The organism is Agrobacterium sp. AGB01 (assembly GCF_014851585.1).
Classification (GTDB): domain Bacteria; phylum Pseudomonadota; class Alphaproteobacteria; order Rhizobiales; family Rhizobiaceae; genus Agrobacterium.
The window spans coordinates 1-12,241 of sequence record NZ_JACVAB010000007.1 but is presented as its reverse complement, the minus strand read 5'-3'; the positions used below and the strand labels follow the sequence as shown (position 1 = coordinate 12,241).

At 54.8% G+C, this 12,241-nt stretch carries 11 protein-coding genes; 9 read left to right on the top strand and 2 right to left on the bottom strand.

The features are described 5' to 3' along the window. Positions 1-123: 123 nt before the first annotated feature. Together IB237_RS20945 and IB237_RS20940 are read right to left on the bottom strand one after the other, a co-directional pair. A complete protein-coding gene (locus IB237_RS20945; protein ID WP_145167293.1) occupies positions 124-1,311 on the bottom strand; it encodes an SIR2 family protein in 1,188 nt (395 codons plus the stop codon). A gap of 337 nt (positions 1,312-1,648) precedes the next feature. Beyond that, entirely contained in the window at positions 1,649-2,479 is an 831-nt protein-coding gene (locus IB237_RS20940; protein ID WP_192490672.1) for a hypothetical protein, read from the bottom strand. Between the two features lie 666 nt (positions 2,480-3,145). On the opposite strand from IB237_RS20940, the gene IB237_RS20935 reads away from it, so the two are divergent. The 9 genes from IB237_RS20935 to IB237_RS20895 all read left to right on the top strand — a co-directional run. After that, positions 3,146-3,454, top strand: coding sequence for a type II toxin-antitoxin system RelB/DinJ family antitoxin (locus IB237_RS20935; protein ID WP_192490671.1), 309 nt, complete (start codon positions 3,146-3,148; stop codon positions 3,452-3,454). Continuing rightward, positions 3,451-3,744, top strand: coding sequence for a type II toxin-antitoxin system RelE/ParE family toxin (locus IB237_RS20930; RefSeq protein WP_192490670.1), 294 nt, complete (start codon positions 3,451-3,453; stop codon positions 3,742-3,744). The genes IB237_RS20935 and IB237_RS20930 overlap by 4 nt, the downstream gene beginning before the upstream one ends. A gap of 267 nt (positions 3,745-4,011) precedes the next feature. After that, positions 4,012-4,527, top strand: a complete 516-nt coding sequence (locus IB237_RS20925; protein WP_192490669.1) for an RNA polymerase sigma factor — start codon at positions 4,012-4,014, stop codon at positions 4,525-4,527. Positions 4,528-4,664: 137 nt separating this feature from the next. Then, positions 4,665-5,675: a FecR domain-containing protein gene (locus IB237_RS20920; protein WP_192490668.1), complete on the top strand. Its 1,011-nt coding sequence runs from the start codon at positions 4,665-4,667 to the stop codon at positions 5,673-5,675. A gap of 160 nt (positions 5,676-5,835) precedes the next feature. After that, positions 5,836-8,322, top strand: a complete 2,487-nt coding sequence (locus tag IB237_RS20915) for a TonB-dependent receptor (RefSeq protein ID WP_192490667.1) — start codon at positions 5,836-5,838, stop codon at positions 8,320-8,322. A 136-nt stretch (positions 8,323-8,458) separates the two neighbouring features. Continuing rightward, positions 8,459-9,385, top strand: a complete 927-nt coding sequence (locus IB237_RS20910; protein ID WP_192490666.1) for an iron-siderophore ABC transporter substrate-binding protein — start codon at positions 8,459-8,461, stop codon at positions 9,383-9,385. 4 nt (positions 9,386-9,389) lie between these two features. Continuing rightward, positions 9,390-10,223, top strand: coding sequence for a siderophore-interacting protein (locus IB237_RS20905; RefSeq protein WP_192490665.1), 834 nt, complete (start codon positions 9,390-9,392; stop codon positions 10,221-10,223). 62 nt (positions 10,224-10,285) lie between these two features. Further along, positions 10,286-11,278, top strand: coding sequence for an iron ABC transporter permease (locus tag IB237_RS20900; protein WP_192490664.1), 993 nt, complete (start codon positions 10,286-10,288; stop codon positions 11,276-11,278). Next, a partial coding sequence (locus tag IB237_RS20895; RefSeq protein ID WP_192490663.1) for an iron chelate uptake ABC transporter family permease subunit occupies positions 11,275-12,241 on the top strand: 967 nt, incomplete at its 3' end. The genes IB237_RS20900 and IB237_RS20895, both read left to right, overlap by 4 nt.

The window sequence follows — 12,241 nt, the reverse complement described above, 5'->3', positions numbered from 1 at the left end:
TGGTCTGACGTGAGCTCGATTGCCCATTCAAGAACCGATATGTCTTCCAGCCGACCGGTAGCGAAAGCTCTGGTTATGAGGTTAATTCTACGCTCGGTATCGGAAAGTTTGAGCCTCGGCATTTCAGCGCCCTCTCCCTGAATCGCGGATAACCCGATTCAAAAACGTTAGCCAGCGAGGCGATCGGTTGGCTCCAGAAAGGATTCGCGCAAGATCGGCCTGTTCGCTCGGGGTGGACCTCCGCGCGTAATATCTGAGAAACGATTGGGCAGCCAAACCTTCGGTACTGTCTGGGTCGAGGGCAGCCAGTTTCTTCAGGTAGGACTTCGTCGCCTTCTCATTCCGTCTGTCGGGGATGATGTCCGCCCATCGCACTAAGATATCACTCAACGCCTTATGTTCGTCGACCTTGTCGTAGACGATTGGTGTGATCCCCCGGCTCTGCCACTCGACGGCCATCCGCTCATCACCCGGCTCGCAACCAACGAAGGCGTAACGCCGCTTAAGATCCACAAAGTGCCGCTCGTCAGCAGCGATCGCATTAAGAAGGTAGCGGACCGGCGAATCACTTGCGCTATAACCGACAAGCACGATGTGAAAAATTCTTGCGGCGTCATACAGGAACGACGTGATGAGATTGCGCCGGAGATATGAGTCCCCGAAATCTTGATCGGTCAGAATTAGCGCGGACCCCTTTTCTTTACGCCAGCTGAGTTTTCCATGAATGTGAAGGATACCACCAAAATCCCGGCTGCTACTGGGATTAGGTATTTCGCCTCGAGCGAAGGCTTCATGCTGGACACGGAGCTTCGAAGCAGCCTCGCTTAGGAGCCTGTCGAAGTTGGTAGTAACGAGGAGCGTTTGACCATAGCGCTGCCCAAGGCGCACCAGCGCATCATGAACGGGGTTCGGTTCAATCGTCTGCGACAGCACTTCTGTCGCTGCTCGACGCATCGTACTTTCTTTGCTCGGATCTCCGTCTATCCGACGCTCGAGCATGCCAAGAACGACGTCGAATTCGCGCTGGCAGAAGAATTTCAACTCCGTTCTCTGCTCGTGGCTGAGCAGATCGGTGACCTCATCCCATTTAGGGCCGCCCTTTTTGGAGACGGCTGCCATGGCAGAAGACATTGAAGGGTCAACTATGTCGTAGATTTTCGCGACGAGCCCGCCGAAATCGGGGAGCTGGGTCGGTTTCGGGTATGAGGCGCCCGCGCCGACGACGAAAAGAACGCGTCCTTGATCCCTTGCAAGAAGAAGGTCTTCGGGAAGGCTGGGAAGGCCAGGCCCGAATATGACTTCACTAGACATTCCGGCCCCCTCAAATCCACCCTACGTTGAGACGAAAGGTACACAGTCGCGCTACCACTTGAACGCTCAGCTTGCAACGACAACTGGACCGCGGTGGTCACCAGCACGCAACAAATCGAGTACTTGTGCCGACGTGCAGCCTGAGCTTGTCACCCAGCTCCCGCAAACCTGCTCGGCTTCCCCTGTGGTGGATCCGATCGCCGCCCTTATACTTGGCGGGAAAACGATGTTGTCCGGACGACTCCCGTCGCCCACAGGTCGGTCGTAGGGGTGCATGACGCAGACCAAAACCTCACCTGGTTTCCTGGTGTGCTCTTAGGGCTGCGAACGCGTGATTTCAGGGCATGCTGCGCTCGCAGATGATTGTAAAGGCGGCCAATCGTCTGTCGTCGATGACGCGGGTCCGGATACCCATCCTCTCCACCTCGCCAAGTGTCTCTCTCAGGCGAGCGACGCGATTACGGGATTCGACTGTAGTCGCGAGCGCGAACTGTAGCGCTCCGAATTTGAGTATGTCGGCGTGAAAGTTGTTGGCCGATCCGTGATGCGGCAATGTCATGACCGAAATTCTGTCGCCGAAGTCCTCGAAAAAATCCAGCCAAGGCCGCCGCCATTTATCATGGCGGAGTGCGGCGTCGCCCGTGCTTAACCAGCCGATAGCTGTATCTTGCCAATGGAGTCGACCATAAGCGGGCTCTTCCAAGGAAGAGCGCCACGACCGTAACGGAAACCCCGGGATGCGTCTTGTCTCTTCGGCTCGCGACAATGGCCCGGAATAAAGCGACATCGAGATCGCGTTGTGTCCCCCCGGAAAATGCCGATTATAAATTTCTACCAGTATCTTTGCGCGTTCGACAGACCTTAATTTTTCCAGGATGCGCTTCTCGAGTTTCGCTTTGTCGTTTCCTCGGAAGCCAAGCGCCTTTTTGACATCCGACAAAAATCGCTTGCGGGTCGAATCAATGACTGGATGAACGTAGGGAAGGAGTATCCAGTCCGCCTTGGACCAAAGATCCTCGGCGGAGTTCTTCCATTCGAGCTGCAGATAAGAACCGGACGCGGCAACAAAGGCGCCCCGTTCGTCGTCACGGGATGTCGGATCAGCCGGGAGGAGCCTATCGTCGATCATCCCGTGCGGCGCGCGCAAGTGAGGAGCCAATCGGCTCATAGGAGTTTTTTTCCGTGGGGCTTCCTCAAGCGCTATCCGACGGCGGCCCGTGGGACCATCAATTGGTCCATCGGGCGCTCCACCGCGGGGAGGGGGAACGTCGTTGGGCCCGCCCTGCTGCAGAAAAATCACGCTCTCTGCACCTCTTGAAAGCCACCATGTCGCAGGGTTTTCGAAGTAGTCGAGTGAGCTTCTGGATGCGGTCCCTAGCTCAAAATCTGAAAGCACGAACAAGAGGCGTTCCAACGTGTCGAGATAGGGTACGACGACAGTTTTGGCCGGTGCCATCGCCTGCAGGCGGTCGATGCGAAACGAAGAGAATATCTGTCTTACCAGACGATGCTATTCGATATAGCGACAATTCGACGTTAAATGCATCGCTCCGCTCCGATCCACAATCGTAAACATAGGAAAAACTGGCGATTGGGCGCTCGCTCGACGAACGGATGCCGTCGTCCCCTCCCTCAACTGTCGAGATTAAGCCGGTGTGGAAGCCTCCGTGACCGACAGGATGTTGCGTTCGAGTGATTTTTGCGTGCTGCATGGATCTCTTGACTACCCATCAAGAGCAAACCTCTCTTAAGAGTACGCAGCAAGCTCATGGACGATAGACGCTATAGATCTTGTCATTCATTTGCAGTACGGTGCCTTCAAAAGGAGATGACTATGGCTGCAAACGCACTCGTCCAAACTCGTATCGATGCCGAGGTTCGGGATCGCGCGTCCGCCGTACTTGAGAGTATGGGCCTCACAGTGTCGGACGCAGTCCGAATATTGCTCACGCGGACCGCCAACGAGGGAGCTCTGCCGCTTGAACTCCTGACGGGCAATGAGGCTCACGATGCCTGGTTTCGCGCCAAGGTACTCGAAGCAATAAATGATACTCGCCCGGATGTTTCGGATGAGGAAGCAGAAGCTCATTTTGCAGAGCGCAGGGCAGCTGCGCGCGTCAATGCGATGACGCATAAGTCGTGAAGCTTAATTGGTCTGCGTACGCGCTAACCGATCGCGGCGCCATATTCACCTTCATTGAGGCGGACAATCCGTCGGCGGCCATCCTTGTCGACGAACGGATCAGCGCTGCTGCTCGTCGGTTGATCGATTTCCCAGCAAGTGGTCGTATTGGCCGGGTCGAAGGCACACGCGAACTCGTGATCAACGGTACACCATACATCTTAGCGTACGCAGCGACGGAATCAGCAGTTCGTATTCTGCGCGTTCTTCACGGTGCTCAGGAATGGCCGAGCATTCTGCCAACCAGTTAGTCCCGAATTCTCGTGTTTGGGGATCAACGAGGTGATACTGACCCAACTGCGAACCCGTTTGCAGCGTAGAAATGCCCTGACGACGTAAAGTGGACTTTCATCGTCAAATTTGATGTGTTAGGGGCGATGCTAGTTTTTCTGTTCATCGTTGCGGAATCGCATGCCAATGGGGATTCACATTTTTCCTACCAAGCGTTCCAAAAACATAGCCGAAAGTCGCGACATAACTCCCTGCGTCTGTTTCATCCAACCCGACTGGTCGCTAAATTGACCGCAATTCTCAGTGCTATATTCGCGATACACAGGCGGTCACTGATGTGGACCGTGCTTCGGATCGTGCGTGATCCCAACACTGCAGAAGATTTAGCGCAGGAAACCTATCTCAAAGTTCACAAGGCGCTGGAAGCGAAGCCAATCGACAATCTGGAGAGCTATCTTTACCAGACCGCGCGCAATCTGGCGCTCGACCATAAACGCAAGTTGAAATTTCGCGAGCAATTCGAAGATATCGAGCGGGATGAGAGCGGGATTGCCGATGTAGCGTCCGACGAGATTTCGGCAGAAGAAAAAATATTGGAGCGGGAGCGCCAACGCATCTTTGAAGTGGCTCTGGCAGAATTGCCCCTTCGTTCCCGACAAGCGTGGTCATTGTCTCAGATTGACGGCTGGACCTATCAGGAAATCGCGGACCATATAGGGGTGTCTCGCAACACGGTTTATAACGATGTGAAGCTTGTGTTGGGGCATTGCCGAGAGGCCTTGTCGAAATTCGAGAAAGGTTGAGGCTATGATCTATCGGCACCCGCACCTATCTTCGAATTTGAAATACTCAGCTGCAACAGCGAGAAAATTTGTGACAGCACCGGGTCTCAAACGTCCCGTAGATACAGGAATCTGCTCGTCAGCTATCGGATGTTCTCATGACATATAAACAGGCAGACGGACAAAAAAGCCCCAAGCATGACAGCCATCCGGATCCTGTTTCGGATGAGGCGCTTGAATGGTTCATGCGGCTGCAAGAGGACAACAGCGCTGAAGCGCTGGATGATTTTGCGCGCTGGATTGCAAGCAATCCCGCCGGACAAAAGGCAATTGATGATCTTGCGCGCATGCAGGCGATGCCATCGCTGCACAAGGCGACGGTCGCCGACCGGGTGCGACAACAAAAAGACTGTCAGGTCGCAAAGATGCATATGGGCAGACGACGAGTTCCCGTGCGATGGGCAAGTGCGTTCGCAGCTGCAGTCATTCTCGCAGGTAGCGTGTTGTGGCAACAGCTACCGGGCTTCATGGTCCAATGGTCAGCTGATTATATCACCCCGGTCGGGGCAAGAGAAACGTTCACACTGGCCGATGGCTCCAGTGTGACATTGAACACCGCCTCCGCCATCGCGGTCGATTTTGAGAATGGCAAGCGCCATGTCACCCTTCTTAAGGGTGAAGCATATTTCGATGTCAAACATGATCCGAATCATCCGTTTGTCGTTGCAGCGCATTTCTCCGAGGTTGAGGTCAAGGGCACTGCCTTTTCCGTTTTTACTGATGTGCAGCAAGATACGGTGACGTTGGAGCGCGGACGTGTGGAAATTACACGCAGTGCGCAACAACAGGATAAGGCGATGCTAACCCCCGGAAACATGATTGTTGCGTCACAATCCGAGCTCTCTCCTGTCGCGCTGGTCGATGTTGCACAGTCATTGTCGTGGCGGGAGGGCAGCATAATTTTTCGTGACCGGTCATTTGGTCGCGCCTTGTCCGATCTTGAGCGTTACTTCGGCGGCAAAGTCATCGTTGTATCGGGCAGATTTTCCGATGTGCTTGTCAATGGAAACTATCGCGTTGCTGATGCGGAGGCCGCGATCCGGACACTGGCGGTGTCGGTCGGTGCTGATGTCACCAGACTTCCGGGCGATATTTTGATCTTGCGTTAATTTCTCAAGTTTTTTTGTGACGGCACCAAATCCAAACGTCCTTGAGATCGAGGGCATAGTTTTCACGCGGTGTGTGGACGTGCTTCAGATCAGTTTGAGGGAATTTGGAATGGCGTATCGGGGTATGACGACACAGGACGGCACGCGGATCAGGACATTCATGAAATCGCGCGTCCTTACTGTTTTGTTGGGTTCGACGGTCCTTGGCGGCAGTTTTGCGATACCGGCACCTGCGGCCTTTTCCCAACAAGCAGAACGCCTTATCCAGTTCTCCATTCCAGCACAGGCGCTGCCAACAGCGATCGATGCGTTTAGCCGCGCCACCGGCTGGCAGGTTGGCTACACGTCTGACATGGCAAAATCGATCAAGACGCGCTCCGTCTCCGGATCAATGCCGGCAGCCCATGCACTTCAGGCGATGCTGGAGGGAACGGGTGTCCGCATTCGCTCGACGGGTCCTTCAAGCGCGGCATTGGTATCCGCCACCACGGACGCCGCAAACATCGAAATTAATCCTGAAAACTCCACCGTGCTGGATGCAATCACGGTGGTCGGTGCCGGCAATTCCGTGACCGAAAGTACTGGATCCTATACGACTGGTGCGATGAGTGCTGCCACCAAATTGCCTCTCGCCGTCCACGAGACACCCCAAGCCGTAACGGTCATCACACGTCAGAAAATGAATGATCAGGCAATGACGACGGTTGAAGATGTTGTCAGAAATTCAACGGGCATGAACCTGCGTAAATGGGGTGGTGAGCGCCAAAGATATTATGCCCGCGGGTTCATGATTGACAATTTCATATTGGATGGTCTGCCGGTAAATTACGAACCTGACACGTTCACCGATGGTACTTTATCGATGTATGACCATGTTGAGGTTGTGCGCGGAGCAACTGGCTTGGTCACAGGAACAGGTGATCCATCCGGCACAATGAATTTTGTTCGCAAACGACCAACTGAAACAGCACAAACATCGGTAACAACCAGTATCGGCAGCTGGGCCAATTACAGAGGTGAGTTGGATGTCGGTGGCCCACTCAATGAAGACGGCACAATCAGAGGTCGTTTTGTGACCGGTCTGCAGGATAAGAATAATTTCATTCGTGATTATGAAAGCAGGCGCCAGCTTTATTATGGCACACTTGAATTCGATGTAGGGGACAGCACCACTCTCAGCGTCGGCGGCTACTACAATCGCGAGGACAATCCCGGCGCAGACTGGAACGGGCTGGGCACCAACCCCGATGGTTCGTTTTTGGACATATCACGTTCGACCCGCCTTTCTCCCACGTGGAGTTACTGGGATAAGGAGGGAGTGAGCGGCTTTATTGAATTGGACCATGAATTTGACAACGGCTGGTCAGCCAAGCTTTCTGCACGTGCATTAAATACCACAATGGACATGCGTGGTTCGTTTCTACAGGAACCAACATATGACGCGGACGGCAACACCGTGTATGCGCTGCGCGGTGGCGTCTATAACTACAAACGAAATCAGCGCAGCGTCGATGCTTATGCAACTGGTCCTGTGGAATTGTTTGGGCGAGAACATGAGCTTGTCTTCGGTGCCAGTCATAGAACGAGCAGTTGGTTTGACGTTGGGTCCGCCTACAACACATCTACAGGTGGCTTCGATCTGATTACGATAGATCCCTACAATTGGGATCCTTCCTCTTTCCCTGTTCCCGATATTTTAGGGTATTGGGGGCAGTGGTCACGGTCTCAAGAAGTTAAGAATACTTCGATTTATGGCACCGGACGGTTCTCGTTGACGGATGATTTGAAACTCGTCGCTGGAGCCCGCTATGATTGGTACGATTTCAACGGTGAAACGGATGATGCAGGCTGGATTACATCTCAAAGCTACAAAGAAAATGCCCACTTCACTCCTTATGCGGGTCTGATTTATCAGCTCAACGATACCTATTCGGTCTATGCAAGCTACACGAGTATTTTCAAACCCCAATCCACTTATGTAAGCGCCTCCGGTGGCGGACTGGATCCCGTTACCGGCACGAACTATGAGATTGGTGGCAAAGGTACGTATTTCGATGAACGTTTAAATGTGGGCGTATCCTTGTTCTATACGCTCCAAGAAAACCTTCCGGAGTCGCTTTCCAGTGCATCATGCTCTGTTGGTTGGGAGTGCTACCGTGCTGTTGGGGAAGTTGAAAGCAAAGGGATCGATGTCGAGGTTTCGGGAGAGATACTTCCGCGCCTCAACTTGATGGCGGGATATACGTATACACACGCCGAAGTCACAAAGGATTCCAACACTGGCGTAGCCGGGGACCTTTATAATACATTTCTTCCTCAGCATCAGTTCAAGTTGTCAACAACGTATCATCTTCCGGGTGAATGGGAGAAATGGCGCGTCGGCGGTGCTCTACGCTGGCAGAGCAAAATGACTTCAGTTTCGCTGAAAGATACATCTCCGCAACTTGGTGTCACGCCGGTTGTGCAAAAACCTTTCGCCGTCGTTGATTTCGTCGTTGGCTACAAGGTCAATGACAATTTTGATCTTCAATTGAACGTCAATAATGTATTCGACAACAAATTCTATGAAAGCATTGGTGGATTCGAAGGCTCAAATTCGTTTGGAGCACCTCGAAATTACTTGCTGACGGCGAAGGCAACTTTCTAGCTGTGAGACAGGGGGGACTGTAGGTCTCCCCACCCGTTCATCAAGCCAAAAAATCCATATTGCAGTATCGTGAGGTCACGTGTTTCTCCAACAGCTTCGAGCATCCGGCAGCCTGTTAATCTGTGCAACATTTTTAATGGCAGTGCCAACATCATCCTTAGCGGAGGAAATTGCTGCCTTCCCGCTAACTGTTGAACACAAACTTGCAGAAACAACGATCGCAGACGATCCCCAACGCATCGTGACACTTGGCTGGAGCGGCGAGGATGCTGTGTTGGCGCTTGGCAAGACACCGGTCGCGATGACGAAGTACGGTGCATTTGCTGACGGTATGTTTCCGTGGGTCAAAGAGAAAATCTCAGGAAATCCACCTGTGCTGTTGAGTGGCGACTTGGACTACGAGCAGATCGCGGCTCTAAAGCCCGATCTGATTGTTGGGGTTTATTCCGGCATTGACGACAGGGCCTATGCGCGCCTTTCTTCCATCGCGCCGACTGTGGTGTATCGCAGTGCGCCGTGGAGCGCAGACTGGCGTGAACAGATGACTGTTATCGGAGAGGCGCTGGGTAAGAGCGATGACGCCAGCGCTCTTATCGCCGAGACGAATGACATGCTTCGTGCCCTTGGCAACGCTCACCCCGAACTGAAAGGTAAGAGTTTTACCTTTGGCACCTACTTTCCCGGCAACAATAGTGTCGTCGTATATCTGCCCAGAGATCCGCGTGTTGAGGCGTTGATGGAGTTGGGCATGGTGCCGTCGCAGGGCATAAGCGACTTGGCAAAAACTGCGCCTAAGGAAACATCTGTTTCTGTGTCACTTGAGAATTTAGCGTCTGTTGACGCTGATATTCTGATCATGTGGTACGGTGAGGGCGCTCGTGCAGCGGCTGAGGCTCAACCGCTGTTTCATACGCTTGGCTCGGTCAAAAGTGGTGCCTATGTGGCACTGGAAGACCCTGTCGATGTCTGGTCGACATCTGCGCTCAGCGTGCTGTCCATTCCCTACGGTTTTCCCCGCTTTGTTCCACGCCTTGCGGAAGCAGCCACACGAGTGGGGAGATAACGATATGACCACCAATGCTGCGGCCCTTTCGGGGCAAAACGATCACGCGCATCATGATCACTATATCGAGGACAATTTCCTGGCGGAGACGATTTCAGTTGTCCGTCTCACACCGGCAATGATCCGGGTTGTTCTGAAGCTGGAGGGTGGCGAGCGGCTTTTGCCAAGCGGCCATCCCGATGAGTGGGTGCGGCTTGCACTGCGTCCAGATCCAGACACGCCGGTGACACTTCCTGTTCTTATGGAGAACGGCAAGTGGGGCCGGCCAGACGGATCAAAACATTGTCCAAACAGACCCTATACGATCCGGCGTTGGGATGCGGCCAGCCGGGAGATGACCATTGATATCGTCGTTCACGAAGGTGGTGTCGCTGGATCCTGGGCGATGAATGCAAAAGTTGGCGATATTGTTGGCATCTGTAATCCCGAGGGTCGGTTCTGGATGCCGAAGGGTAGTGAATGGCTGCTGATGCTGACTGACATTACCGGGCTTCCCGCAGTCGGCCGCGTGTTGGAGGAATTGCCGGCTGGCTTCAGGGTGATTGCCCATGTTGAGGTTCCCTCGGACGAAGACCGTCAGGACATCGAAACAGCGGCAGATACATCTGTTCACTGGCACAATTGTCATGGCCTGAAACCCGAGCGGCCGGGCTATACAGAGCTTGCGCGCATTGCCGGTGAGATCACGCAACTGCCGACCGGACCGGGTTACATCTATATCGCCGGTGAGGCCAAGGCAGCATCCGCCTGCAGGGCGCATTTCCGCGATGTACTCGGTTTTGACAAAAAACGCATTGATGCGATTGGATATTGGATCGAAGGGCAGGCTCGGGTTTGAGTACAGCGTCCCCTGTAGCAACTCGCGTTGAGCAAGACCCCCGCACGACAGCAACGATAAAAATGGTGCGATGGTCTCTGCTGGCCATCGGCCTCATTGCGCTGGCTTCCCTCAGTTTAGCCAGCCTGCTTGTTGGCGCGCGTGCATTGCCGCCAGTGATAGCGATGGATGCCTTGTTGTCCTATGATGCGAGTTCGGCTGAACACATCATCATCCACGACTACCGCCTGCCACGCACGTTGCTTGGTCTGTTGTGCGGGGCAGCGTTTGGCGTTTCAGGCGCGCTGATCCAGGCGGCGACGAGGAACCCGCTGGCTGATCCCGGCATCCTGGGCGTCAACGCCGGTGCGGCGTTCTTCGTGACGATGGCGGTTGGCATTTTGGGCTGGCAGTCGATCGATGCCTATATCTGGGCTGCCCTTGCCGGTGCTGTGGTCGTCACATCGGTTGTTTATGCGCTGGGTGCGGCTGGCCGTGATGGTGCAACACCGGTGCGGCTGGTTCTGTCAGGCGTGGCGATTGCTGCGGTGCTAGGTGGCATCGGTTCGGCGATCACCCTGCTTGATCCATCCGCTTTTGATGCGATCCGCATGTGGTCGATCGGTTCAATTGCCGGGCGTGACATGGCCGTTGTTGCTGCTGTTGCGCCCTTCATCGGGGCTGGCGTGCTGATCGCCCTGATCGCAGCCCGTCCCTTGAATGCCGTGTCGATGGGCGATGATCTCGCCCGTTCGCTGGGTGTCAACATTCTGCAGGCCCGTATCTTGACCCTGATTGCCGTGACACTGCTGGCAGGGGCCGGAACAGCCGCCGGTGGGCCAATCGGTTTTGTCGGGCTGATGGTGCCGCATGTGGTGCGCTGGTTTGTTGGACCCGATCAACGCTGGATCATTCCGCTGACGATGATCTATGCACCTGTGCTGTTGCTGTTCGCCGACATTGCTGGACGACTGATCTTGTTCCCCGGCGAACTCGAAGCTGGCATCGTCACCGCCTTCATCGGGGCACCAGTGCTGATCCTGCTTGCACGGCGCAGACAAGCGAGTGGCATATGATGCATAAACCACATTCCTCCATTAACTTTGGCCGGGCCAGCCTTCCGCTTCGTCTGCTATCCGGGCTGATATCATTGCGGCTTGATGGCCGTGCATGTGTGGTGGCGGTGCTGCTTCTTGCTGTGTCTGCCATCATCACGGTCGCATCACTGCTGAGCGGCAAATATCCGATTGCCCTGTCTGACGCCCTGAATGCACTCGCCGGCCAAGGCGATGATATGGTGCGGATGATCGTGGTGGAATGGCGCCTGCCACGGGTGGTGCTGGCCTTCCTGCTCGGTGGGGCACTTGGCATGAGTGGCGCGATCTTCCAGTCACTCACCCGCAATCCGCTGGGCTCGCCCGATATCATCGGCTTCTCGGCCGGCTGCTATACAGGGGCACTGGTTGTCATGTTGCTTCTGTCGGGTGGTTATTATCTAACGGCGGCAGGTGCGTTGATTGGTGGCATCATCACGGCGATGGCCGTTTATCTGCTTGCCTACCGGCGTGGCGTGCAGGGGTTTCGGTTGATCATCGTCGGTATTGGCGTGGCGGCCATTCTCTCGGCCTTCAACACATGGATGATCCGCGAGGCCGATCTGCAGGTGGCGATGTCAGCTGCCATCTGGGGGGCAGGCTCGCTCAACGGTCTCGGCTTCGAGCAGCTTCTGCCTGTTGTCATCGTGCTGGCCATCGTCTCACCGCTGACACTATTCCTCTCACGGCCAATGCGCCAGCTTGAGATGGGCGATGATGTTGCCCGAGCTTCCGGTGTTCATGCCAACCGTACCCGCGCCTTGCTGATGGTGTTTGGCGTGGCACTGACGGCCATCGTCACCGCAGCAGCCGGACCAATCTCCTTCATTGCACTGGCTGCACCACAGATCGCACGACGGCTGACGCGCGGGGCCGGTGTCGCGTTGATACCGTCTGCCTTGATGGGTGGTCTTCTGCTTCTGGCTGCCGACTGGGCTGCACAAC